The following is a 26,481-nucleotide window of genomic DNA, read 5'->3' as shown; positions in this document are numbered from 1 at the left end:
TATCGTTTTTGCTATTTTTTTTGGCGGATTTTCATTGTCCGAATCATCCCGCTTGCGCTTGTGATTTGCTGGTTCTTTGCATTGTTCAGATTCAAGCGCTGCTCTATGGTTTATTACTTTGGCTTTTGCCCTTTGCCTTAACGCCAACATGTCGTCATAATCAAAACCTAAATACCTGGTAATTTTTGCCCTAATCTCACTTGGCATACCATCCCAATTAGGTGTAATTTGCTCAGATTGTTTTGTTGCAAGCGCTAAAGTATAATCAATTATTATTCTTATATAATTTGGTAGGTGGTTTTCAGATAGAATCCAATCATTAGAATATGCTATTTTTAATGTATTTGAAAAATTAGAGATAAATTTAATTATATCTTCCTTAAAGTATATACCATTAACAGTAACAATTGGTGGCAAAAGATTTGAATTTACACTAGATATTACATTATATTTTTCATATAAAAATACTTTAGACAATATTAATTTAGTATCATGATTCAAATTTGCATATATAATATTAGCTCTATTCAATATGATGGAACCTTGAATAGTTTCTAAAATTATATTAATTTTATCAAGATCATATTGACCGCTTTCCTTTAATTTTAAAATTTCATCTTTTAATAATGTAATAATAAAATATGCGCTCCCATTATTATATATATGGTAAATATGTTTTTGAAGCTTATTAACCTTTAAATTTATATTATAATCCAAATTAGTTGTTTCTAAAAAAAGATCTAAGATAAGATTTTTATCTTGTATTTGGCTAACTAATATGTGGAATGATTTTTTTAAATTATCATTAGTGTGTGGATAATCTAAAATTTCTTTAAGCAATGTTTGCAAAGCTTTTTGTCTATCTTCATCGTTTAAACGACTTAATATAGAATCATTAAAATCTTGATAATTTAAATAATTATTTAAACGTGACTTATAAATAAATACACAATTAAAGAAGTCAGCGCATTTCTCACTATTTACAAATTCTTCAATTATATTGGTTGGTAAATGTTTAAGTACTAATAGTTTCTGTGGATCTGAAAATGATAAAAAAATCCTTTCATTAAGACTCTTATTAATTGGGTTTTCAATATTTAAATAGTTTTTTATATGAATATCAAAAAAATTAAAAATATTTCTATTAGTTAAAATCACAAATTTTAAATTAGAACTTAATTTTTTTGTATCTTTTATAACTGAGCAAAAATTTTCTAGAAATACAACTTTTTGTTTATCATCGAACATATTAAATACATATTCTAGAATCTCCAGATTATTTAATAAAATTAAAGATAGTGCTAATTCATTTTGTATATAACACTCTTTTACAAAATTTTGGGGATTATATGCAATAAAATTCTTTACTTGAGAACAATTTAAACCCTTTAGTTCCTTAGCATTTTTTAAAAGCAACTCAAGATATGCATATGGACGATGATTAGGATAATATATTTTAAATGTTAATTCATTATCAAAATATAGTTTACTTAAAATATTATCAAAAGCAATTTTGTTGCGTAAATTTAGATCTGGATTTGAAAATATTTGAAAATATACTAAGCAATTATCATCACTAATTTCTTTCATTAAAATATTCATCAAAGAATAATAAAAACCATTATAATACTCTTTTGATTTTATCATAAGAGTATTTCTTTTCTCATAAAGGTCTAGTACATATTCGGCTGCAACCCAATCACCACATTTCAAATAATGTCGGTAATTTATTTTAAATATTTCTTCGCTAAAATTATAATTAATCTCATTAGCCGGAAGGTTTAAATATAGTAATTTGATCATTGAAGCATAACTATTAAATCTTGGTTGAGCACTTTGCACACCATTCATTAACGCATCCCAAAGAGAGGTATCATTAGTCAGTTTTGGAATTAAATAATTAGCAGTATTATCTGAACCATAAAAATCTATTAACAACTCCATTAATTGAACATCATTTTGCTTAACTAAATATTTTAATTTTTCCAAATTTTTAGTAACAAAGAAATTATATATGTTATTTTTATAGCCATATTCTAAATATAATCTTGTTACATAAGTTTTTATGTTACTAAATTTATTAAATCGAATAATTATATCATAGCTCTTTATTGCTTTATCTTTCGATTTTTCATCATTTAAATTGGCATTGGATTTAATATATAATAAATATTTATCTTGAAACGCTTCACATAATTCTGAGGAAATATTTAGATTTCCAACCCATGAAATATTATTAAATCTTTGTGTATATATTTCTATAGCCTTATTAATATCAAATATCTCAAACAACTTATTAAAATTCTTTACATCAGATTTAATTATGAACCTTTTTAGTATTGTATCTATAATGGAATTTTTCTCTAAATTGATACTGTTTGAATTTATACGATTTAATTTATCTGTAGCATTGATTTTAGAAGGAAGTAATGCATATAAAGCTTGGCATGTTTCTAAATCCTGATCTTTAAAAATGCGATAAAACGCAAACATTATATCCGAAAACTCTTTGCCATCAACCAAGTTAAATAATTGCTTTTGAAAAGCACGGACACCTTTGTTTTTGCCATTTTCACTTCTTTTGATTGCAAATTCTTTAACTAACTTTAAAATTTCACTGTACATTTTAAGCCTTTATATTTTGTAAATGATTCTATTAAACTAAATAATTGAAAATTAACAAATAATCTACTTTATGCGCATTATTAATTTATATTAAATACTTTTAGCGCTATATTAACTATTTTTTAATAATTGTCAATTTAATTTACATTTAAAAGTTCAATACAAGTAGTTTCTCTTCAAATTTATTCATTTATGTGCTATAATTAATATAAAATTAACCATGAGTGGCATTATGAGTAAAACTGGAATATTTAAGCATTTATCACAAGATCATACTGTTCAATACGATTTTAAAACTGCTAAAACATTACAAAGAGCTATAGTAGATTTTTTAAAACACTCTGGTGCGGGTAGTAAAAAGCAGGGAATTTTATCGCTGCAGAAAAAAAGACCTCCATTAGGTCCTCAGGCTCCTAATCAGGTAAATCCTGACAATGTAACCAATGTCGGCTTTATAATAGATGCCATTAAGTATATAGAAGAAGGACAGGAATATTATAAATCAAGCTTTACTAATTTAAACAATGGGCAGGACTTAGGGAATGAAACCCAACAAATTGATCAGTTTGCAAATGGCGTCAAACAGCATTATTTTGATAAAATTCTTAACCCTGCTCAGAATCCTAATTTTGATATTAATCATACAATATTTAGCGTAAGCCCTGAGCTTGTGGGCGTAATTTGCGATTATTTGATAAATAAAAATCAGCTCACTGCCGACCAAAAAACTACAATTACAAATGCATATAACGCTATTCCGCCTTTAAGACAACATCGTTTAAATTTAGCAAGATTTTATCTTGATAATATTAATAGACCTGAAGGTATGCCTGCAAATCAGAGAGACCCACAGGCTGATGATTATCTTTATAATCAGCAACTTGATGTTATTGCAAACGCGTTTGATCATGTTGTAAATAATCGCCCACTTAACGATACTAACTTACCAATACTAGATTATCCTTACTTTTTCTGCCTGGATCGCTATACAGTTGAATATTTGTTTGATGCGATTCATCCAAATCATCCTGACAGAGATAAAGCAATAAAGACCATGATGGATAAAGTTAATGAAATTAATCCACACATGAGAGATAACCGCAGGACACAAAAAACAGCAGACATAGCAAATAATTCTCATTATGATTATACTTTTACAGACAAACATAATAAAAAACGTACGGTAAATGTAGATATTTCACCAGAATATAATCTTTATAAGAAAAATTTGGCACAAATGCCCGCCCATAAAAAGGAGTGGTCAAAATTAAGCAGAACAGACAAAGCCAACGCCATTAAAGCATTAAAGGAAGTTGTTTTAGTATTTCTGCAAAGTAGAGATGACAGCCTACAAAATAATAAAGTTTTACTTAAAAGATTTGCCGAATACTCTCATCTTTTTGGCGCAAAAAACCTTAACAAAATATTACCTGAAGCACTCCTTGCTATAAAGAAAGATGAGGATAAAAAAGATCCTAAACCTAATGAAGATATTACAAAGCTTTCTGAGCGCCAAATGCTGGTTTTACAGGAAAAAATCCTTACATTAAAGTATGCTGTATCAAAATATAACCATGATATAAACAAGGTGACTGAAAAAGGGGCTTTAAAATCAGCAATAAAAGATGTTAGAAAGTTCTTTAAAGGGTCATTCTTTACTAAAAAATCAAATCCTTACGAGTTTTATGTTAGGAAAAACCCTTATTTTGATAATGGTACTGGCTATGAAAAACAAGATTTCACAACCATTGAAAACAATAGATTCAATCCTAAATATCAGAGAAATATGGAGTATGTTAAAAATCATGCTTATGGACCTCTTTTTTATGTTCGCAATCTATTATACTACTTAATAAAAGCTCCTGATTTTGCAGTAAGCGCCGTTACAGGACTTCTTGGTAAAATTTGCAGATATTTTAAGTTTGATCATTTGGCTGATACTATTGAAAAAGTTGGAAGTATTGTAGGCATGCCTTTCGATGTTATCGCAACAATGTGCCATAATACAGTTGCTATGATTGAATATATGGCTGTAATTGATGGAGCAGTTCACGTGGATAATCCGATCTCGGGGATGATCGATATTGCTACAGTTTATTGGGAATTTATTCAACTTTCATCCAGCGAAGAGTATAAAAATGTTAAAAACTCTACGCATGATGATAGTCTTGATAAAAAGACCACTACAATTGAATTTGACTCAAAATCTTCACCACCTAAAAAAACGAAAGCCGAAAGCTCAAGTTGGCGTGATGACCTTCGCAGAAGGAAGGCAAACCCGATCCCCGAGCAAAATATACCGAAACCTTAATAGTATTATAAAAAAGGAAATGGTTATGTGATAATAGCCATTTCCTTATTATTTACTTAGATATTCCTCTGAAACACCTTGTGCCGCAGGCAAAATCTACAAATTTCTTTTTAAAATTATAATCTTCAATGTCACGGCTTCCGTAACCACCAACTATATAGTTCAAAGAATCCAAAGATTTATCTTTAAACCTAATATTATGGCTCTCCAGAAAATACCCCCCCATCATGCCGATAACAGCAGCAGAGCCATAGCGAGCCATATTACCTGAGAAAACGTTACCAACAAATGGTGATAGCAGGTTTAAACCTAAATTGGCAAGAACTGTAAAACCGCCTCTTCTAACAATACTTATACCGAATTCTGCAAATCTATCAAGCATCAAAAATTCTATAATCTTTTTCTTAATATCACCCTTAACCTGATCTTTTACTTTATTAGCCTCGGCTATAGCCTCATTTAACAATTGCTTACCAATTTTTTCAGCTTCATCTTTTAGAGTTTGAGATATGTTACCTAAAATATCGGTATTAACTTTGTCTACTTCTGTTTTAATTTTACCAAAAACGTCATTTACAATTTTATTTCCAGTTGCTTCGGTAGCGTGCAAAATTTCATCAAAGGTTTGAGCAATATTACTTATAGATTTAGTAAAATCACCTGTTACCTTCTCGACAACATTTTCGATATCTTTTGTTACAGCGCCAAAGACATTTGATATATTCCCAACATTAGATTCTATTTGGTTTTCTATACCTTTTGTAGCTTCTGGATTTACATGACTCATTAGAGTTTCAACGCCCTTGCCTAACCCACTTACCAATCTGAAAGTACTTGTGAATGGATCATTTTTAAAGTTTTTCTCAGCATTTTTAAATAGATCTATGAGGTCGCTATTACCAATTGATTCCGCAAGTTGTATCGGCGTTTGATTCCTATCATTAGCAATATTAAAATCTGCACCTTGCTTTAAAAGCTTTTTAGCACCACTAGTGTTTCCTGATTTAACAGCAGCATGTAGCGGCGTTTCTCCATTATTGCCACGAATATTAACATTTGCCCCTTTAGAAACCAAAGGCTTTATAAGATGATTAGCATTACCAGAAACAGCTTCATGTAATATACTACTACCATCATGAATTTTATTTAAGTCAGCAGGTTGTATTTCCGAAATATCCTTATTTATCTTTTTTTGGGCTTCGATAGCTTTCGGTACATGCTTCAATAATCCATCCAGTGGGTTTTTACTTCTCATCTTTTCCTCCATTAGTTAATATTTTAATTATTACACAAAATTTAACATATTAGCAAGAACCATGAATTGATTTGACTCGTTATTACACAACCATGACTATAAAGTTAAAACAATATTTAAGGTTGAAATTATTTTATATTTTTAGTAAAAATAATAAAAAATGGTAATTTATGTTCTATGAACCATCTAAGCAGAACCACAATCTTAAATACTCTCCGCTAAAAGCTTGTATTGCACCACGCCCTATAGCATGGATTACAACCATATCTGATAATCATGAGATAAATTTAGCGCCTTTTAGCTTTTTTAACTTAATTAGCGAAGATCCAGCAATGATAATGGTCTCTATTTCCCGTAAAAATGGAACTCATGAAAAAGATACCCTGCACAATATTATGGTTAATAAAGAGTTTACGGTTAATTTAGTACCTGTTCATCTCAAGGAACAAATGTTGGAAACCTCAGCTGTTTTAGACTATGGCTTAAGTGAGGTAACAGCTGCGAATCTAATGATTGATGCAAGTAATATTGTAGAGCCGCCACGTATAACTGGATCACCTGTTAGCCTTGAATGTGTTTTATATAGTACAAGCGAATTACCGCCAAATAAAGACGGTGATTTTTGCACAATGATAATTGGATCTATTGTTGGAGTTCATATTGACGATAAGTTTATTAAAGATGGAAAAGTAATAACAAAAGATATGCAACTTGTTGCACGCCTTGGCTATAACGAATATTTAACAGCGGATAATTTGTATAATTTGGCAAGACCAAAGTAATGTTTGATAAATTTTGTTGATGGATTTCCCACGAGACTTTGCATATCTATAAGAACTGAAGAAGTACAAAGTTACTGTTATGAATTTGCCGTATGTCATTGCGAGAGGGCTAACTCGAAGCAATCCACATGATTCTTAAATTTAAAATGGATTCCCACGAGGCTATGAAAGCCTCTCGGAATGACAACAACAATTTGCTATGAAAACCTTCAATTAATTACTGCGAGATGTTTAGCATCTCGTCAAAACTATTATATATTCTTACCTTTATTTTTAGCTGCATCATTATTGATTACAGCTTCTCTCCATAATTCAGGTAATAAGTTATGCTTATAGAAGGCAGCTTGCTTAAATCTTGATTTATTAGCAGCGTATTTAACATCACTTTTAATAATTGTGTTATTCGCAAACAAGTTAAATATCGCACCACCTAACGCAGAAAGAGCAGCTTTAGCAGCTTTTGAATAAGTTGTATTACCAAATACAGCAGCTGTAATTACTACATATGCTACAGTATATAAAATAACTCTACCAAATGACAGCTTGTGGCTTTTTGGAGCTTTATGAGGCTGCTGTGGCGAGTTTGGTTTTTCAGGCTCGGCAGGTTTATCCTTGTTAGTTTTTGAAGGATCAGCTTTTTCCTTTGCCTTTTGGGATGTATTGTTATCTATAGCCCCTTGCCATGGATTTTTTGCTGCCTTAACAGTAGGTGATGTTGGAGCTGAAGCAGGAACTGTAGAAACAGTAGTACTTTCCTGAGACTTTTTAGATAAATCCCCCAAATCAATACTCATTGTTTCTTTAACTTTCATTGTCTTAGTATCAAGGCTACTAGCTGTGCTTGGAGCAGCAGAAGCATTCAGACTTGCTGTAGCAGAAGGAACCGGAGATGGCTTAGGTACAAATGTATTAAATTCTGAAGGAGCTTGAGATGGATTTATTACAACTGAACCAGTATCAACTTCATCATTTGTTTCATTATTCACAAAAGTATTGTTGCTGGTACTAGAATTACCACTGTTTTTTGAAGAGTCAGATTCTTGAGAAAGAACTCCCTTCTTAGCTTTTCTACCTGCTTTAATTGCACTTTGCCTTGGGGAAAGTGGCGTTTCTTTTCTTGATTCTTTTTCTTCTATAATTTTTTTAGCTTGCTCTAATCTTTCTTTCTCTAATTTTTCTAAATTTTCTCTTATTTGCTTAGAAGATTTGTATTTTTTAGGATCTACTTTTAACTCTTCAATTTTAGCATCTAATTTACCAAGGAAATCTAAATCAGCTGTATTTCTATAATCAACAGGTCTAATCTTTTTAACAAAACCAAACTCACTTAATTTCTTAGTGATTTCCGCTAAATTTTGTATTTTTTCTTCATTCCCTACTGAATTATCAGTCATATAAGAATTAAAATATAAATTAACAGTAAATTTTGTGAACTTGTCAGCTTGATTTTTGATTTCATTTAAATCATTTATAAAATTGTTTGCTGCATCAATACTATCAAGTTGTATAATTTTTGGTTTTTTATTTAATTCACTATTATCCCATTTTCCAATGATATTCTTACACCTACCTGAAGTAATTAAATTTATATTTTTCTTAGATTTAGACACAGAATATATAAACATTAATGATCTTAAATTTAAATTTTGAGTCATTACTAATGTTAACTTGCTTTTATTAGCACATTGTGTAGAAGTTTGATGCAAATAATGACAAAAATTGATTAGTAACTGGGAATTATTATTCAATTCCCTCACAAAATTATCATATACTTCTTTATAAGGTTCTATTTTTCCTTCTGAAGTTCTATCACAAAAATTAACGAGTACATTATTTTCATATACTAGACTAATATCTTGATCATTTATTATATTACCATTTTCATCTCGCTCAAGATCAGGCTCTAAATTAAGTCCTACAATGTGGTATAAAAGGGCAAGTTTAGAATTATTTTTAATAACATCAAGCAAGTTAATTTTATTAACTTTTGTAACAAATCTCGAAAACATTTCATAGTTATTTCTAATATTAGCTGCATGATCTAATAGATCTTTATTAGAAACATCATCTTTAATTATAATATCTGGCATATACTTTCTAACTTCTAAATATGACTCAAGCAATTCCACAAATGCATCTCGCAATACATTTGGCTTAGAGGCTTTTTTCAGAAGCGATGCTAAACTGATAGAATAATGGTCATTTTCCTTAGTAATAAGTTCTACTAATTTTGCCATGTAATTAATTTTATTATGTATACCTATGGGAACCATTCTGGTAACACCTTTAACCAAAGGCTTTTCAATCATAATAGAATCGTATAAAGGAACAATTGTATTACCATTTCTGATCAATATATCATCTGCCCATGACGCATTTGCCATTATTTTTTTTGGCTCAGCAAAACCTTTTAATATATTTTCAATTTCAGAAATACTGCTATAAGCTGCCAAAAGATCATCTAACTTTATAACAAGATTCTTTTTATTATCAAATTCTATAATATCAAAATATTTAACATGCTCTTCCTTTAAATTACGGAATGATCTGTATATTGTATCAAGAACTTGTTGTGCCGTCATTTCCTGAACATCAGCAATCTTAATCGTTAAGTTATTATGTTCTTTATGCCACTTGCTAATTTCATATAGCTCAACTAATGTTGGCTGCATAAATTTAATATTAGAAATATTTGGATTATTACTAACTATATTTTCAATATCTTTTTTATTTAAAGCAGTTCCGCCTAATACTAATGTCTTGATATTCTTATGCTTACTTAATAAATCCTCAAGCCCAACTATATTACCTTTATCATCACGAGCGACTTTAACATGGATTTCTTCAATATTTGCAGCATTAGCAATAATATCTTTTAAAGCTTCAATCTCAATCCCTGAATCAATCACTTTTAAAATTTTTAATTCTTTATATTTAGCAAATTTTTCTTTTAATAGATCAATATCGGATTTTTCAGCTGCTGAGTCCTTGCTCCTTAAAGAAATCTCTAAAGATGTAGTATTTTTACCTACTTTAACCCTATCCAAGCGTAAATTTCTTAATTTAGGCTTTTCTTGCTGATTAGTATTGTTGACTGTAGTATCTTGACTTAACATATTTAAACCATTGTTATCATTTTGCTGGATATTAACTATTTTTTTACTTTTAGTCAACATTTCCTTTTCTTCTCTGGGTTCAAAAGTTGTAATATCATAAATATCAGCTAGTTCTTTCTGTTGCTCAGATGTTGAATTTCTAATTTCGTTAATATTAATTTTTATGCCTTTTTTCTTATACATTTCAAGACGTTGCTGCATAACTTTATGATCATAATCACCAACAAAACTTATATTAAAAACAGGCTGCGGCAAATGTGTTTTAATATTTTCAATAATTTCAATCTCTTGCTCAATAGCCTTAGCGTAATTTTTTGTATTATTTTTAGCATTTAAAACTCTATTACGTACTAACCTTGGATCTTGATCTTTATCAGATTTTACTACATTTTCCTTCGACTTTTCTTCAATAAAATTTATTGATTGCAATGTTAAATTAGCAATGCTACTGGATGGAAGTTCGTATTCGTTTTCTTTAATAAATCTAAAGCTATCAATGATTTCCTTCAATCTATTATCAGATATTACTGAATTAATACTAATCTGTTCATTTTCAAACTTAATATCCAACTCTTGTAATTTTTTGAAAAAATCAGGAATTTTATCTCTATGTTTCCATAATTTTAGGTTAAAGGATGCACCAGTTATTAGCTCTTTAATATTTTCATTATTATCAAGAAATGTAATTAGCTCCTTAATTGTATTATCGTCATTTTTATTTAAAGGGTCAAATTCTAAAAAGAACCGCGCATGACTGTTTTTCAGTGAAATATCTTTATAAGTTTCATCAAAATTCAAATCAGTTAAAGACAAAATGACTGGCGACAAACTTGTACGAGATTTAGTAATAATCAACAACAATGAAGCAATAATTTTTCCAACTACATGGTCTGAATAGTCAGGATAAACATGTATTGCATCAAGCCGATCAAGTTCAAAAGCAATATTTACAAGCTTTAAAACATGAGCAAAATTAACTACTTCAACATTTGGATTTTTGGAATTGCTGTATGTAGGCCAGTTGAAAATGATTTTTTTAACGCCTTTTATTTCAAATAGTTGTTTTATAAAACGTTCATTACCATTTTCAAATAGTTTTGTGCAATTTAAACCTGAAAGATTTAGAAGCCCATTATTATCATCTGGCAATTCATTTTGCTTTAATATATTGAAAAGCTCTTGTGATTCATTATAATGCAAAGTAACTGTATCATATTTTTCAGATAGCATAATTACTTCACTGACCGTTTTTGTAGGATTAATGTTTTTAAAATCTATAACATTCTCACCATAATGACTTGTAAAATATCCACAAAAATCTACTTTATTAATTTCATGTAAAGTGGTATGAATTTGAGCTATTTTAATACCTTTTTCTTTATATATTTTGGCTCTTAGCTCTTGATGCTCATAAGCAAATTGATATAAAAATTTTATAGATAATTTTAAATGTGGAACTAGTTCCTGAATTTTCAGAATTTTATCAGCTTCAATGTTTAAAACATCTTCTGCTGTTACTATCTCTGCATCTTTTTCAATTTTCTTTTTAGGCTGGTTTTTAAGATAAGTTTTTGGTGAACCTGTTTTTATGCCTTCAATTTTATATGGAATTTGAATTACAAAATTTTCTGCAAAATCAATAGGTATATTATGCTCATTCATATAACTTAAAAGCCTTATGAATCTATCGTAACTTCTATCTAATACTACATGTCCTCCAAATTTATTATCCTCATATTTAAAGCTAAAACTATTAACAGTATCAGCAGATATTTTTTCTGCAAATTCCTCAAGTATAATTTGCGCTTCTATTGGTACAGCATAAAATTTAACACTTTTTATCCAGGTAGCCTGGCTTAAATATTGGCGCAGTAATATTGAACTTTTAATAGCATTTAAATTAAAAATATCATAGCTACTAAAAAGACCCAACTCTTTATTTGAAGGATTTTCAACCACATTAAAGCCAATAAAACTAAGGCTTTTTTTTTGAGTACAAAGTCTATTAACTAGCTTAGCGTTTGTAGAAACATTATCACCCTTGAATATAGCTTTATCAACTATATTCAGCTCTAGCGCAAGGTTTACGAAAGTTAAAACATTAAAAATGTCAATATTTTCACCCCATTTAACATCAATTTCTTTAATGTCTTTATCTGCTAATAAACTTTTAAGGTCTTCTAAGTATTGTTGCGATGCTTCATAAAATTTAGGATTTTGTATTACAAGCTTATTTTTCTTCTGACTATAACCTAATAGCTCCTTCATAATTCCCTACCATAATATGAATTTTAATTAGGTTACTAAAGGAAAGTTTACCATTAGTCAATCTATTTGTAGTATACCTTGACGCAGAATAACCTTCTGATTTTTCGACATATCCACTACAGTTGAAGGAATGCCCATTTTTGACTCACCACCATCGATAATTAGCGCAAGTTTATCGCTAAATTGATCAGATATATCTTTAGCATTTGTTAAAGATACCTCACCTGAAAAATTTACGCTGGTTGCAACTAAAGGTCTCCTCAACTTTTTGAGTAATTTAAGGCAAAATTCATGATCGGGAATTCTAAACCCAATAGTTCCTGCACCATTATTGATGTTTTTTGCAAGCAACGAATCTGCCTTAACTTTCGCAACTATAGTAAGCGCACCTGGCATGTATTTAGAAGCCATTTCTTCAATTTCAGGAGTGATATCAAGTATATCACGTAAAAAATCAAGGCTATCTACTATTATAGATAAAGGCTTTGAGGGGTCACGCCCTTTTATTTTATATATCTCTTCAACAGCACTTTCCTGATATGCATCACAAGCTAAAGCGTAAACAGTTTCAGTAGGAAATGATACTGCTTTTCCACTATCTAATGCTGCTATAAGCTTTTCTATTGCAAGTTCGCTTTTTTCTGCAATAATTTCAACCATGGGTTATTCTCAATAATTATGGGGTTTAGGTATGAATAGCAAAGTTATAACTATTGCGCAACAAAAAGGTGGGTCAGGTAAAACAACACTTGCTATACACTTAGCCGTAGGGCTTTATCAACAAGGTAACAAAGTCGCGGTAATCGATATTGATCCGCAAGGATCATTTACCAGATGGTATGAACGAAGGGCAGAAAAATTCGGTAATGATTTTACAGGCATTAAACTAATTAAAACAGTTGGCTGGCGTGCAGGTGGTGAAATTTCCATGCTTAAACGTAAGCATGATTTTATTATCATTGACAGCCCTCCTCACGCAGAAGCAGACAGCAAGGCAACAATAAAGGCTGCGGACTTGGTAATTCTTCCGACTCAGCCAAGCCAGATGGATCTATGGGCATTGGAAGCTACTGTAAACTTGTGCGTAAAAGAGGAAATACCTTATTTAATAGTACCAAACAGAGTTTCGGCTAATTCCCGCACAGCTAAAGAACTATTTGCAGAAATAAACAATATTACTAGCACTACAATTGGTAATCGCGTGGCATTTACTAACTTTATTAAAGATGGTAAGACTGTTACAGAAGTTGAGCCAAACTCTCAGGCAGCGAGCGAAATTAAAAGTTTGGTTAATGAAGTTACAAAAGTATTTGAGGATGCATAAGGTTTAGGGGGTAATTAACCCCCTGGCTTTTTTGCAATCACATGAAATTAGGTGTGCTCCAAAAAGATTTATCATCTACTCTTTCTGATAATTTTTCACAAAAACTTTCGATTGCGCTCCAGCTTTCAATACCCATATTTTCATCTAAATCTGTATCCAGTTGCATGCGTTTTTCATCAAAATTTAAGAAAAACCAGTTTATATGGGGGTTTTGCTCTTTAATATCTGCTAAATGCAAATTATTATCATGATATAGACTGAAGTTACTCATATAATTTGGTAAAATAAGAGAATTGCCTAAAATACAGTCTATAATTTTTACAGTAGTAAACTTAGTATCTTTTAAATTTAATCCATTAGATAGATCACAACCAGTTAGCTCTAAAGTATCTACATCAGCGGGTAAGCTCAAAAGCTGTAAATTATTAAAATTACTCACTCTTTCAAACCTTAAAGTTTTTAAATTAGGGAAAGTATATTTAAATGAATTAGTATCAACAGGACGCTTTAATATATACGCAGTATCTACGCCCAGAGCGAGAATTTCTATACTAAAAATTGATCTTTTAACTAAAAACTTTTGTTCATTTTCAATAATATAGAGTTGCGCCCCAAATGAATGACTTGCTGCGATCAATTCATTATATTTAATTTCATTAACGGGCGGATAATACACGTTCTTTACAGTTTCGGGGATTTCAGGATATAAAGCCATATCTTTGCAGTTTGAAAAATCAAGATTTTTGACACTTACATTTTGTAAAAAATCCAAGTTTATTATATTCATATATCTATGATTATCATCGAAAGTAATGCGCTCTATACCTTCTGCAAATACATTAGCAAAATATATTGGAATTAGGCTTGATGCAAAGGGATTATATAAATGCGAGCCTATCCTAATAGAATCAACCTGATTGCTCTTTTTAAAATCAATTACAATACTAAGTTTCTGTTTAATTTCTGGGGCAAAATCAGGAATAGTAAATACCCTTTCTATAGCTTGGCTATGATTAAACATAAATTTTGCAATGATTTTATTAACATTAGGGATATTAAGGTTTGTTACGGAGCTGGCTAAATTTTTAATTATCCAAATAAATTGATCAACTTCAATATTTTTTGTTATTATATTGTAGTCCAAGCATGCATCGTAAGGAACGCTAAAATTTTTTACCTTAGACTTAGTGGGCAAAGCATTTTTTATCAAACCGTTATAATCTAAAATCAACGCATTAACCTCATCAGGCAAAAATAATACTTCAGGATTAAACGGTGCCAATACACTTCTATAACTTATACTGATATTAGAAAGATGAGAAACATCAATGCAAAAACTAACGTTACTATTATTAAATATGCATATATTTTGAACTGTATTTGGCAAATTTTTAAAAATAGCATGTATATTTTCCATATACCTGTAAATATTTGAATTATTCTCCATATTTCCATTCAAATTAATTACAAAACTTTCTAAATTGGGAAATAAGTTTTTAATTTCCGGAATGGATTCTACATATATAGAAGAATCAACTTCAATTTTTTTAATATTTGGTAAGGGCGCCTTAAATTTTGATAATAGAACAGCAGGCAACTGAAGCAGCTCTAGATTAGGGAAATTTTCTAATATTTCTATCTTAAAATTTCTGGTAGGAGATATAATGCGCATACATCTTAATTTGGAATGTATAGCGGTATCATTTCCCGATACTAATTGAGTACTAACCATTTCAATAGCTTCAATATTTGGGGCTAAATCTTTTAAGTCGACATATACTTTATTTAAACTTAATACATTTATGTTAGGTAAACAGTTAATATTACTAACCGCTTGTAAAGCTTGTCTTTTTGAAAAATCAAGTTTCAGCGCAATAGTTTTTTCTAATGTTACAGGAAAGTTATTATTTGCTATTAAATAATTGCTAAAATTCTCATATTCATCAAAACCTAAAGTTTTTGGACCATCATTATAATTAATATTGAAAAAATTTTTCATTTTACAACCTACGTGATTTAATAAATTTTATTAATAAATGGTAAGTAGCTTATATAAAGTGATTTTGCAATAAATAAATATTTATTGCAATAAAGAGGATAAGTATTTTTCAGCATCTTTAAGGTTTTGTGGAGTACCAATATGTAGCCACTTATTGGGCAGTACTGTAGCTTGTGTAGTAAAATTAGTATAGTATAGCTCTCTTAATGAGAATATGGATTCATTAATGCGATTTAAGGCATCTAGCTTAATAATTTGAATTCCCGGAAAAATATATGGTTTAGAATTAGGATTAGTTTTATGTGCAAACCGCACTATTTTGCCATCTTCTAAAACAAAATCACCTTTGCCATCATAACCAATAGCATTTTCAGGAAGCTGCGCTGCCATTAAACAATCTTCGTTGTTATACGCCTCATTCATTAAGCTTAAAGTTTCTGCTTTATCATTCAAAAAAATAATATCACCATTTATTACAAAAATACTACTGCCTAGAAAATGTTTAGATGCGTTCTTAACACCCCCACCACTGTCTAAAAGCTCAGGCTCAAATATTGTAATAAAATTTGTATTGGGATATTTATTTTTGTATATATTTACTCTTTCCTCAATTTGCTCTGGAAAATAGTGTTTATTGATAACTATTTTAGTTACGCCATAATTAGTTAAAGACTCAATTAAATAATCTAGGATAGGTTTATTAAGAACTGGAATTAAAGGCTTCGGAAGATTGTCGGTTAGCGGGCGCATACGAGTTCCAAGACCCGCACATAAAATCATCGCTTCACTAATCTTTTGCATAACAATACCTTTAATTTATGCTGCCTTTGCCTGCCAATTCCCTTTAGGATCCTGACACCAGTATTTAAGGTCAAGCCCTTCAGCTTTATATTTTTTCCATCTTTCTCTTGCCAGAGCAATACTTGTATCTAAATTACCATCAAAAATATCAATGACTCTGCTATAGTTTTTAGGATTAAAATCGCTTCTATCATTAACTGATATTATTGCGTCAAATTTTAAATTTTGTGGGATTTCATGACCAATTAAAATAGGATGCATCTCAAGCTCAGGATCAGAAATGGTTGCATGTGGCACGAAACTAATTCTACCGATCGACCATAGAAAAGCATCTATTTCGCTGGTGACTTTTGGGTCATTTGTCAAAATAAATGCTTTCATATTATTTTCTAACACCTTACCTACTATCCCAAATAAAGCTTTATCAAATGGGCTAGTAGTAAGGTGGTAAAAGCTAACTTGTGTAGTCTGATTATTCATAGTAATCTTCTACAAGCTGGTTTAAAAGTCTAACACCAAAAGCTGTAGCGCCCTTTGGTGATAAATCAAGATCTTTACGTGTCCATGTTACACCCGCAATATCAAGGTGCGCCCATGGAGTATCGTTTACGAACCTTTTAAGGAATTGTGCTGCCGTAATACTTCCCGCACCTTTTTCATTACTAATATTTTGCATATCAGCAACTTCTGAGTTTATCATGCGGTCGTACTCATCACCAAGTGGGAATCTCCAGAGTTTTTCTGAAGTTTTCATACCTGTATCATATAGCTTTTCAGCAAGTTCATCATCGTTTGAGAACAGACCAGCATAAATTGATCCAAGAGCAATTGTGATAGCACCTGTAAGCGTGGCTAAGTTAATCATAAACTCAGGCTTAAATCTGTCTTGTGTGTACCATAAAATATCAGCAAGAACTAACCTGCCTTCTGCATCAGTATTTAGAACCTCAATAGTTTGACCAGACATTGAATGAACTACGTCACTTGGTCTTTGAGCATTACCGTCTGGCATGTTTTCAACCAGCCCTATTACACCTACTACGTTGACTTTAGCTTTCCTGCTTGCAAGTGTATGCATGAGACCTGTTACAACACCAGCACCTCCCATATCATACTTCATGTCTTCCATTCCGCCAGATGGCTTTAGAGAAATACCGCCTGTATCAAATGTCACGCCTTTACCTAAGAATGCGAGAGGAGCTGAGTTTTTAGAACCACCCCAGTATTGCATAATAACAACTCTGGATTCTCTAACGCTACCCTGACCTACACCTAAAAGCGCACCCATACCAAGTGCATGCATTTTTTCTTCATCAAGAACTTCAATTTCAACGCCGAGCTTTTCTAACTCCCAGCATTTTTTCTCAAAGCTTTCTGGATATATAACATTTGGCGGCTCAGATACTAAATTACGAGTAACCGTTACACCATCTGCAATTGCCTCAAGCTTTTTCCACTCTTTCTGAGCTTCTTTAGAATGCTCAAGCACAATATGGATTTCATTAAGCTTTGGCTTATCTTCAGGTTTTTGCTGCGTTTTATATTTATCGAATCTATATGAACGAAGCTTCATACCTAAAGCAAAATTAGCGGCAATATCATAGTTTTCCGAGCTATTAATACCAAGTGTATCAATAAGAATTGCAGTTTTATGAACCTTATACGCATTTAAAGTTGCTAAAGTTTTTCCACCAAGCATAGGTACGTGATTTATATTAAGATCAGAACGCTTGCCAATACCAATAAAAATGCAGAAAGTCTTACCGATAATATAAGTAAAGCTTTCACCCTTTTTACCATGGAAGCTAAAATGCTTCGCAACTTGAGGCAAACTAAAGCCATTTGAAGTTGCAGATTTTGCCAAATCACTTGGAAAATCAAGCTTTTCGCTAACAAAAACTACATTTGTTAGTTCGTCATTGTTAATAGATGACTCAAATAATATTTTCATAACTCCCCTATATTTAAGTATGAATTCAGTTTTACCCTATTAAGCTCGATATGTCTACTAAACTTAGGAAATTTCTTGACTATTACAATCACTTTCCTAATGCCATTTCTAGTTTACCTGAATGACTACGCCAGGAAAATTTATCAACATTTAACATAGATTCAAATGCTTCTAAAGCCACTTTTTCAATCTTTGGAAACTCTTTATTAGATAGCATAATCAGAATTTTTCTACTTTCGGGCTCAATCATTAGCATTGTACTAAACCCAGGTATACCACCTTCATGATATATTACTTTCGTACCATCAATTTCTTTGATAGTACACCCAAGACCATAATTATTACCCCTGTCTTTAAACATATATTCCAATGAATCTTTCGGCATTAACCTTTGATCCATTAAACTTTTTGCAAAGCTTGCCAAGTCTGATAGGGATGAATACATACCAGCACCAGCACCAAGCCAAGAGTAATGAGTAGAACTTGCTTTTTGACCTTTTACATCATAGCCAGTAACCCAATATTCAGATTCGTGCTGTGTATATTCAACTATACCTGTATTATTAAGCCTACAGGGATTTATAACCATTTCTTGCAGCAAATCTTGATATTTAAATTTCTTATTTGTAATAGCCTCTAAAACATCCTCCAAGACTATGTAATTTGCATTATTATATTCAAATTTTTTCTCTTTTGGATCACGCGGAATTATCTTTTCATAAAACTCTTGTTTTGGAAGATTTCTTAATCTTAAACTATTATCTTCATGTTTAGTAAAATCAGTATATAAGTTCAGCCCACTTGTATGAAGTAATAAATCCTTGATGGTAATATTATCAGGAAAATCCTGCCTATTTAAAAAAACGTTTGCTTGAGTTTTCAGCGGCACTTTATATTTACCTGTAACTTTATAAGCAACTACCGCTGCAAACATTTTAGAAACTGATGCAATTGGATAGGCAATATCAGCATCAAACCACGATCTTTCCTCAAAATTATCAGACATCAAAACCGCACCATCGAACCCATATCTATTAAGAATTTTTTTTACTGAGTCGCGCACACCCTACCCCCATAAAGTTTCAATAACATGCTGAATATACATAAAATTTGTTAAAATTGCAATATACCCGCAATTTTCTATAAATTTATTTATTTTTTCACATCTATAGCTTGGATATTCGCGAAACCTATTGTACTATCAACTTAGAGAGGTTTTTAAAAACCTAAAAATAATCTTTTTTGCAATTAGTCTATTTAAAGGCTAATTACCAAAGAGATTTATGACTGTTTACCAATTCTTTAACTGGAGGAGGCATAAGTGCAAACTTTATATAAAAATCCAAGTGAGATAAAAAATTACAACCCGCGCGAAGATAATAAGTATATGTCTGACAGAATGCTTACTTATTTTAAAAACAAATTATTATCCTGGCGCAGCGGATTAATTGAGAATCAACAGCACATAACCCAGGACTTTGAGTCACTTTCTACAAAAGAAGCAGACTACACTGACGAGGGTATATCACAGGAATTACGCATAGAGGAATCATCTTTATTTGATCATGATAATAATATTATCAATTTAATAGACGAAGCACTAGATCGTATTAAAAGCGGCGAATACGGATATTGTGAAAAAACAGGAGAAGAAATTGGTGTAGCTCGTTTAGAGGCATGGCCAATTGCAAAATTTACAGTAGAAGCACAAGAAGAGGAAGAGCGCCGATAATCGCGCTCCTCCTTAAAAGATTGATTCGGCATCTATAACATACTCTACTATGTTCAATTCTAAATAAAAAATTACATAACAAAAAATAAAAATGCCTATTATTTTAACTAATAGGCATTTTTATTTTAAGTTCAAAATTAACGAGATTGGCTAATTTTTGTCACTTCGGCTTTAATTGCATTTAACTGATCATCACTTACACTTACATGTTTTGTTCTATACATCAAGCTTTTAGGGCTTAATAAATCTGCCAAGTTAGATTCTGTAATATCAGCAACCACATAATCCTTCATACCAGTATATTTGCTAGCTGCACAGTCTTTGTAAATTTCATTTTCAATTCTTCCTTGTGACTTTGGATCTAATACTGCTTTATTATCAGTGATAACATCTTTTGCAGGCATTATAAAGAATGATGCAATAGATCTTAAGAAATCACTTGGAATATAGCTTATAACTGATTTAGCCGTATCTTTTATAGGTTTAATTCCAAAGAAATGGTCACCTTTAGCATAAACACTACCTGCTATATATGCTGTAGACCATTTAGCTATTTGTGCAAAGTGGTCAAATAAAAAGTTATAAACTTGTTTAATAACTGGTGCATTGATAACTCTTGAAGTATACGGACTAACATACCCAACCAGTGAATTAACCCTTAATGTTGTATATGCCCAGTATGACGCTCTGGTTAATGTTGGAAGTAGCGCAGGAACTGCATATGAAAATACAGCAAGTCCAGCTGCAACACCCATTCCAAATCTTACTCAAATGTTTTTACGTCGTTAAAATTATTAGAAGTAACATCACGGGATCTTACAACTGTACTGTTGCTTCTAATAACTTTTACGAACTCTTCATCAAGAACATTATGTTTCATTTTAGATTCTCCTTTAAAAGTTCATTATAATCTTCTAGAACTACTACTTTTAAGGTTAATCTTTTAAATTAAAAACTTCTCTCAAATATCAAGTAGCTCTATAAAAGACTGAATATATCGTAACACCCTAATTTATTGCTTGTCAAACCTTTAAGGCATAAAAAATGAAAAAATCGTTAAATTTATTTTCTAAGTTTTTGATTATTAAAGAAAAATCATATCCTAAAATTGATTAAATTAAATAATCTTCTTCAAAAACCTGGTTAAACACCCTACCGTTATCAAGTATGGCACAATAAGGTTGATCCCATTGTCCGTTTACCACAGGAACTTTTGCATTTAAATATTTATGATCTATAAAATCTTGGATACACTGTTTGTAATACATTTCCTGATCAATACTTCCAATTCCATGACCTATTTTATTTAATAATTTTGTAAGCTCTCTACCTGAATACTCTTTATCAAAATCTTCAAGCGCAAAATCAAAGTTACCAAAAATTGCTTTAATTAATGCTCCCGCACCTAAGTACGTTAAAACCCCTGGTACAACGCAAGCAGGATTAAATCCGCCAATAAGTATAGCAAGTAGCTACACCTGCCGTATTCAAAACTTTTTCAAAAATAAAACCCCATGGCGTCAATTTTGATGAATAACCAAGTCCATTTTGGAGCTTTGAGTGACTTGACTGAAAAAAGTTTGTATATCCATATCTGTTTAAGACAGAAGTATTTGCTATGATGTCATATACTTCATCACGAGTATAGTTAGCATTATGAACATAATATGTGAAAAAGTTTACGTACATATATCCCTTACACTCATAACAACCCTTAAATTTATCATGGGCTTTTATACAAAATTAACCATTTTGTCAAGTAATACAATTTTATTCATTAAAAACTATTGTTTTATAGCATTTACAATATATTATTTATCTGATATACCTTGGTTTGCCGATAGATGGAAGGCATAATACGTGTAACCTGGTCAGGTCTGAAAAGAAGCAGCCACATCATGTCCCTTGTGGGTTTTCGTCTATCGGTTTGTAATTTGTGGAATAGGTTTTATATGCTACATCTTTCTTCGAGAATTGTAAAAACGCTTTTGCTTTGCACATGTCTTACTTCTGTTGCAATGGCAAGTAACCATTCAAAGCCTGATATGGAAATACATTTTTCAGCATTATCAGTTCTTAGAAAAGAAACTGTAGAAATGAAACGACTGGAAGCAAAAAAACTCATTGAACAGCAGAAACAACGCAAGGTTTTTGAAGAGGTTCGCAAAGAAGAGGAGCTTAAAGCGCAGGAAGCTATTGATAACAATGATAATGATATCAAAATCATTGAAAAGCCTATTGTAACACAAGAAATTTTACAAAATAAAACCGAAGAAACTCAAGAAAACAAAGAAGAAATTCAAGTTGAAGATGCAGAAGAAATTCAATCATCAATATGGAATATGTTTGGCATTTTTAAATCTAAGCCACTAGACGATGACGACATAAAATATAATTATCCTTCTTCTTCAAAAAATACTACCGAATCAAAACGCCCATTACTTGCTGATGTGCAAAATAAATTTGAAGAATCTTCTGATATTATTAAAGAAAAACAAGAATATTTAAAGCACAGACCTTTAGAACAGATTAAACCAGATAAAGCAACTTTTGAAGGCGAAGTTAAGATTGAAAAGCTACCGCATGCCGCTCCAAAACATGCCGCAAAACCTTCAAAACCAGTTGTAAAACAAGCTAAACCAATAGCTACTATACCTAAAGAAAAAGATGTCATCAATCTTCCTCCTGTATTAGTTCAAAAAGATGAGCATAAAGCTACAGTTGTAAAGGAAGAATTTAAGAAAGATAATATAATTATTGAGCCTAAACCAGCTGTAACTGATCTTAACCAGACTAAAGTGGAAAAAACAGTAAAAACAGTAGAGCAAAATAACATTCCCACACCAGCGCCAGCAGAAGAAGTACCTGTTATGACTTCACAAGGTATCGAGCTTGAGCCAAGAGAAAAAGTTCAAATTATTGAACTTAAAGAAAAAAATATAACTACTGACTTAGGTATGGTTCCTGCGGTAAAAATGCCTGAACCAAAATTAGAACAAACTCCTATTCCAAAAGCTTCAGAAGTTCCTGATTTAAAAAGTACAACTCCAATTCCTCAGGAAAATACTAAATCACCAGATAAACCTGCCGAAATAGCAAAAGAAGAGCCGAAACAGGCTATGCTTGAGATGCCAAAAGTTGTTGAAGTTGAAAAAGTTAAAGAACCTGAAGTAAAACAGGAAGAACCTAAACTAGATGTTACACCATCTGCAAATGCAACAATTTTAACATATAAAGCTGGTGTCTTTGAATTAACAACAGCACAAAATAACGAAATTGCAAAAATGCTTAAAAAATATGATTCTAAGCAAAGGATTAAAGTTATAGGATACGCATCTGATACAGTTACTGGCGATGATAAAAAATCTAATGCCCGCAGGATTGCATTGCAACGCGTTATTGAAGTAAGAAAAGCTTTACTTCAAAACGGTATAGACCAAATGTCTATTGTTGTGCAGGCGATGGGGCAAGAATCAAATACACAAAGTCTTTCTAAAGACCGAGTAGAAATTTCAATCGAGTAAAATAAGTTAATAAATATGTCTAATAAATTCATTTACGTTATGAAGGGCGTTTCAAAAGTTGTAGGCCCTCAAAAATATATACTTAAAGATATCTGGTTATCATTTTATCCAGGTGCTAAAATCGGCGTTTTAGGCCCCAACGGTTCGGGTAAATCTACCCTCTTAAAGATTATGGCTGGTCTTGATAAAGAATACATTGGTGAAGCATGGCCAATGGAAGGCATCAAAATTGGTTACCTTGAACAAGAACCAAAACTTGATGATTCAAAAAACGTTTTTGATAATATTTTAGATGCCCTAAAAGACAAAAAAGCTTTGCTTGATGAATTCTATGCAATTAGCAATAAATTTGCAGAACCCATGAGCGATGATGAAATGAATGATCTCATTGTAAAACAGGGCGAGTTACAAGAAAAAATTGATGCTGTAGATGGCTGGAATATTGAGCGTGAAGTAGAAATTGCTATGGATGCGCTTAACTGCCCACCAAAAGATGCTGATGTAACAAAAATTTCTGGTGGTGAAAGAAGACGTGTTGCTATTTGTAAGCTTTTACTTGAAAAACCAGACATGTTATTGCTTGATGAGCCAACCAACCACTTAGATGCAGAATCAGTAGCTTGGCTTGAGCAATATTTACGTGAATACAAAGGAACAGTGATTATTATTACGCACGATCGTTACTTCCTTGATAATGTTACAGGCTGGATTTTAGAGCTTGATCGCGGCGAAGGCATACCATGGGAAGGCAACTATTCTTCATGGCTAGATCAAAAAGAAAAGCGTTTGGCACAGGAAGAAAAATCGGAAAGTGATAAAAGGAAAGCACTTCAGAAAGAACTTGAGTGGGTACGCCAATCTCCAAAAGCACGTCAGGCTAAAAGTAAAGCAAGGCTTGCTGCATACGAAAAAATGGCTGGTGAAGAAAGTGAAAAACGTAACGTTACATCACAAATTATTATCCCAGATGGCCCTCGCCTGGGTCAAAACGTTATTGATGCTAAACACCTTACAAAAAAATTTGGTGAACGTACTGTTGTAAAAGATCTTAATTTTAATATTCCTCCCGCTGCGATTGTTGGAATTATTGGCCCTAACGGCGCAGGTAAAACCACCCTTTTCCGCATGATTACAGGACAAGACAAAGACTGCGAAGGCGAATTTAAAGTTGGTGATAGCGTTAAACTTGGATATGTTGACCAGTCACGTGATGCATTAGATAGCGAAAAAACAGTATGGGAAGAAATATCAGCTGGTTTAGAAGAGCTAGTACTTGGCAAAACTACTATGAAAAGCCGTGCGTTCTGTTCAGCCTTTAACTTCAAAGGTGCAGACCAGCAAAAGAAAATTGATATGTTATCTGGTGGTGAACGTAACCGTGTACATTTAGCGAAAATGTTACAAGGTGGATATAACGTTATTTTACTCGACGAGCCAACAAATGACCTTGACGTTGAGACTTTAAGAGCGCTTGAGGAAGCCATTCTTGAATTTAACGGATGCGTACTGGTTATTTCGCACGACCGTTGGTTCCTTGACCGTATTGCTACGCATATTCTTGCTTTTGAAGGTGATGGGCATGTTGAATGGTTCCAGGGCAATTTTGAGGACTATGAAGCTGATAAAGTTCGCAGACTTGGAGAGGACTCTCTCAAAAAAGTAAGATTTAAAAGGTTAAGCGCCTAATATTTAAAAGTGATTTTCCAAGTATTTTAAATAAATATTTGGAAAATCATTTATGGGCATAATTTAATTAAAGTGACAAATTAAAGTTGTTATTATAGTTAAAGTATTTGAATTATGGTACAGGAATGACGAGCGAAGCCTAGTAAACCTAGGTGAGCTAGGAAATGACGCATGAAAACCTCGACTTAAAAAACTATGCATAATCTTGCATATCAATTTAACGATACATAACTATTCCACATTTAAAATTTATTTAGACATTCTAGAAAATATAAGCATTTGACTATCTGAATGGCTTTCGTTGAATTTATATCTATTGAGATCGAATTTTTTAAGGTCTTGTATTTGATTTATTCTGTTTTTAATTATCCAGTTGGTCATTGCGCCTCTTGCCCTTTTTGCATGAATACCTACCGCTTTTAACTTACCATCTTTTTCTTCTTTAAATTCAACTCTGATGCATTTTGCATTAACCGCTTTAAAATCTATCGCACCTGAATATTCATGCGAAGCAAGGTCAATAATATAGTCTGCATTTTGTTTATTTAAATAGTTTACCAGATTTTCACCCCAATACTCATACAATGACTTTCCTAATATGGCTTTTGTATTTGTACCCATTTCAAGCCTGTACGGATACAAACTGTCTAACGGTCTTAAAATTCCATACAATCCCGAAAGAATTGCAACATGCTTATTTATATAATTAAAATCATCCAGGGTATAATTATCCACCTCAATATCTGTATACACATCACCCTTAAAACAACATATAGAAGCTCCATAACTGCCATAGTCGTTAGGAAATTCCTGATATCTTGCATGATTTAGCTCAGCCAGTTTATCGCTTAGATCCATGAGTTTTGCAATATCAGATATAGCTAATTTTTTTATATTATTTACTATATGCATAGCTTCATTTAAAAAAGCTGGTTTAGATTGTTTAACAGTTGGGTAAGACTTTGAATAGTTTAAAGTTTTAGCTGGTGATAACAAAATTAGCATACAATAACCTTTTTCTTATAGATATATAAAATCCCTTTATCAACATCAATCTAAATTTTATTATTAAATTGACAAATTAGTTAATTTTTAGTAAAAAGAAAC

The 26,481-nt window shown here is 31.6% G+C and carries 17 protein-coding genes, 1 other RNA gene and 1 pseudogene; 7 read left to right on the top strand and 12 right to left on the bottom strand.

The features are described from left to right. A pseudogene (locus tag BGO27_06855) lies at window positions 1–2,625 on the bottom strand (hypothetical protein). 232 nt (window positions 2,626–2,857) lie between these two features. On the opposite strand from BGO27_06855, the gene BGO27_06850 reads away from it, so the two are divergent. Next, window positions 2,858–4,936, top strand: a complete 2,079-nt coding sequence (locus tag BGO27_06850; GenBank protein OJV15138.1) for a hypothetical protein — start codon at window positions 2,858–2,860, stop codon at window positions 4,934–4,936. 52 nt (window positions 4,937–4,988) lie between these two features. Here the strand turns inward: BGO27_06850 and BGO27_06845 are convergent, their stop codons facing one another. Then, on the bottom strand, window positions 4,989–6,191 hold the full coding sequence (locus BGO27_06845) for a hypothetical protein (GenBank protein ID OJV15137.1): 1,203 nt from the start codon (window positions 6,189–6,191) through the stop codon (window positions 4,989–4,991). A 170-nt stretch (window positions 6,192–6,361) separates the two neighbouring features. Between BGO27_06845 and BGO27_06840 the strand changes: the two genes are divergently transcribed. Further along, window positions 6,362–6,973, top strand: a complete 612-nt coding sequence (locus BGO27_06840) for a hypothetical protein (protein ID OJV15136.1) — start codon at window positions 6,362–6,364, stop codon at window positions 6,971–6,973. A gap of 251 nt (window positions 6,974–7,224) precedes the next feature. On the opposite strand, the gene BGO27_06835 is transcribed toward BGO27_06840, so the two are convergent. After that, entirely contained in the window at window positions 7,225–12,357 is a 5,133-nt protein-coding gene (locus tag BGO27_06835; protein ID OJV15135.1) for a hypothetical protein, read from the bottom strand. A 57-nt stretch (window positions 12,358–12,414) separates the two neighbouring features. Further along, the gene (locus tag BGO27_06830; protein OJV15134.1) at window positions 12,415–13,017 is read right to left on the bottom strand and encodes a threonylcarbamoyl-AMP synthase; all 603 of its coding nucleotides are present in this window, start codon (window positions 13,015–13,017) and stop codon (window positions 12,415–12,417) included. Window positions 13,018–13,048: 31 nt separating this feature from the next. On the opposite strand from BGO27_06830, the gene BGO27_06825 reads away from it, so the two are divergent. After that, window positions 13,049–13,681 carry a hypothetical protein gene (locus tag BGO27_06825; protein OJV15133.1) on the top strand — a complete coding sequence of 211 codons (633 nt, stop codon included), beginning with the start codon at window positions 13,049–13,051 and terminating at the stop codon, window positions 13,679–13,681. Between the two features lie 37 nt (window positions 13,682–13,718). Here BGO27_06825 and BGO27_06820 read toward each other — a convergent pair whose 3' ends face one another. The 5 genes from BGO27_06820 to BGO27_06800 form a co-directional block, all read right to left on the bottom strand. Further along, complete coding sequence (locus BGO27_06820) at window positions 13,719–15,680, bottom strand: hypothetical protein (GenBank protein OJV15132.1); 1,962 nt, start codon at window positions 15,678–15,680, stop codon at window positions 13,719–13,721. 81 nt (window positions 15,681–15,761) lie between these two features. Beyond that, the gene (locus tag BGO27_06815; protein ID OJV15131.1) at window positions 15,762–16,481 is read right to left on the bottom strand and encodes a hypothetical protein; all 720 of its coding nucleotides are present in this window, start codon (window positions 16,479–16,481) and stop codon (window positions 15,762–15,764) included. Between the two features lie 15 nt (window positions 16,482–16,496). Then, complete coding sequence (locus BGO27_06810; protein ID OJV15130.1) at window positions 16,497–16,961, bottom strand: hypothetical protein; 465 nt, start codon at window positions 16,959–16,961, stop codon at window positions 16,497–16,499. Next, entirely contained in the window at window positions 16,954–18,432 is a 1,479-nt protein-coding gene (locus BGO27_06805; GenBank protein ID OJV15129.1) for a leucyl aminopeptidase, read from the bottom strand. The genes BGO27_06810 and BGO27_06805 overlap by 8 nt, the downstream gene beginning before the upstream one ends. Before the next feature lie 88 nt (window positions 18,433–18,520). After that, window positions 18,521–19,495, bottom strand: a complete 975-nt coding sequence (locus BGO27_06800; protein OJV15128.1) for a hypothetical protein — start codon at window positions 19,493–19,495, stop codon at window positions 18,521–18,523. Window positions 19,496–19,819: 324 nt separating this feature from the next. Between BGO27_06800 and BGO27_06795 the strand changes: the two genes are divergently transcribed. Further along, window positions 19,820–20,164, top strand: coding sequence for a hypothetical protein (locus tag BGO27_06795; protein OJV15140.1), 345 nt, complete (start codon window positions 19,820–19,822; stop codon window positions 20,162–20,164). A 137-nt stretch (window positions 20,165–20,301) separates the two neighbouring features. Here the strand turns inward: BGO27_06795 and BGO27_06790 are convergent, their stop codons facing one another. Together BGO27_06790 and BGO27_06785 are read right to left on the bottom strand one after the other, a co-directional pair. After that, a complete protein-coding gene (locus tag BGO27_06790) occupies window positions 20,302–20,919 on the bottom strand; it encodes a hypothetical protein (GenBank protein OJV15127.1) in 618 nt (205 codons plus the stop codon). A 688-nt stretch (window positions 20,920–21,607) separates the two neighbouring features. Further along, a complete protein-coding gene (locus BGO27_06785; GenBank protein OJV15126.1) occupies window positions 21,608–21,853 on the bottom strand; it encodes a hypothetical protein in 246 nt (81 codons plus the stop codon). Window positions 21,854–21,999: 146 nt separating this feature from the next. Here BGO27_06785 and ffs point away from each other — a divergent pair. The 3 genes from ffs to BGO27_06770 all read left to right on the top strand — a co-directional run bounded on the left by ffs (window position 22,000) and on the right by BGO27_06770 (window position 25,374). After that, an RNA gene (gene ffs, locus BGO27_06780) (signal recognition particle sRNA small type) lies at window positions 22,000–22,095 on the top strand. Between the two features lie 21 nt (window positions 22,096–22,116). Continuing rightward, window positions 22,117–23,688 carry a hypothetical protein gene (locus BGO27_06775; GenBank protein OJV15125.1) on the top strand — a complete coding sequence of 524 codons (1,572 nt, stop codon included), beginning with the start codon at window positions 22,117–22,119 and terminating at the stop codon, window positions 23,686–23,688. 15 nt (window positions 23,689–23,703) lie between these two features. Then, complete coding sequence (locus BGO27_06770; protein OJV15124.1) at window positions 23,704–25,374, top strand: energy-dependent translational throttle protein EttA; 1,671 nt, start codon at window positions 23,704–23,706, stop codon at window positions 25,372–25,374. Window positions 25,375–25,623: 249 nt separating this feature from the next. Here the strand turns inward: BGO27_06770 and BGO27_06765 are convergent, their stop codons facing one another. Next, window positions 25,624–26,379 (bottom strand): hypothetical protein, encoded by a 756-nt coding sequence (locus tag BGO27_06765; GenBank protein OJV15123.1) that lies wholly within the window; start codon window positions 26,377–26,379, stop codon window positions 25,624–25,626. Window positions 26,380–26,481 lie beyond the last annotated feature (102 nt).

It is taken from the genome of Alphaproteobacteria bacterium 33-17 (assembly GCA_001897445.1).
Classification (GTDB): Bacteria; Pseudomonadota; Alphaproteobacteria; order Rickettsiales; family 33-17; genus 33-17.
Note: the sequence above shows the minus strand (reverse complement) of the source record. Positions and strands in the feature narration are given on the sequence as shown.

Coding starts and splice junctions, on each gene's coding strand:
- BGO27_06850 (OJV15138.1), top strand. CDS start 2,858: ATGAGTAAAACTGGAATATTTAAGCATTTATCACAAGATCATACTGTT.
- BGO27_06845 (OJV15137.1), bottom strand. CDS start 6,191: ATGAGAAGTAAAAACCCACTGGATGGATTATTGAAGCATGTACCGAAA.
- BGO27_06840 (OJV15136.1), top strand. CDS start 6,362: ATGTTCTATGAACCATCTAAGCAGAACCACAATCTTAAATACTCTCCG.
- BGO27_06835 (OJV15135.1), bottom strand. CDS start 12,357: ATGAAGGAGCTATTAGGTTATAGTCAGAAGAAAAATAAGCTTGTAATA.
- BGO27_06830 (OJV15134.1), bottom strand. CDS start 13,017: ATGGTTGAAATTATTGCAGAAAAAAGCGAACTTGCAATAGAAAAGCTT.
- BGO27_06825 (OJV15133.1), top strand. CDS start 13,049: ATGAATAGCAAAGTTATAACTATTGCGCAACAAAAAGGTGGGTCAGGT.
- BGO27_06820 (OJV15132.1), bottom strand. CDS start 15,680: ATGAAAAATTTTTTCAATATTAATTATAATGATGGTCCAAAAACTTTA.
- BGO27_06815 (OJV15131.1), bottom strand. CDS start 16,481: ATGCAAAAGATTAGTGAAGCGATGATTTTATGTGCGGGTCTTGGAACT.
- BGO27_06810 (OJV15130.1), bottom strand. CDS start 16,961: ATGAATAATCAGACTACACAAGTTAGCTTTTACCACCTTACTACTAGC.
- BGO27_06805 (OJV15129.1), bottom strand. CDS start 18,432: ATGAAAATATTATTTGAGTCATCTATTAACAATGACGAACTAACAAAT.
- BGO27_06795 (OJV15140.1), top strand. CDS start 19,820: ATGTCTGACAGAATGCTTACTTATTTTAAAAACAAATTATTATCCTGG.
- BGO27_06790 (OJV15127.1), bottom strand. CDS start 20,919: ATGGGTGTTGCAGCTGGACTTGCTGTATTTTCATATGCAGTTCCTGCG.
- BGO27_06785 (OJV15126.1), bottom strand. CDS start 21,853: ATGTACGTAAACTTTTTCACATATTATGTTCATAATGCTAACTATACT.
- BGO27_06775 (OJV15125.1), top strand. CDS start 22,117: ATGCTACATCTTTCTTCGAGAATTGTAAAAACGCTTTTGCTTTGCACA.
- BGO27_06770 (OJV15124.1), top strand. CDS start 23,704: ATGTCTAATAAATTCATTTACGTTATGAAGGGCGTTTCAAAAGTTGTA.
- BGO27_06765 (OJV15123.1), bottom strand. CDS start 26,379: ATGCTAATTTTGTTATCACCAGCTAAAACTTTAAACTATTCAAAGTCT.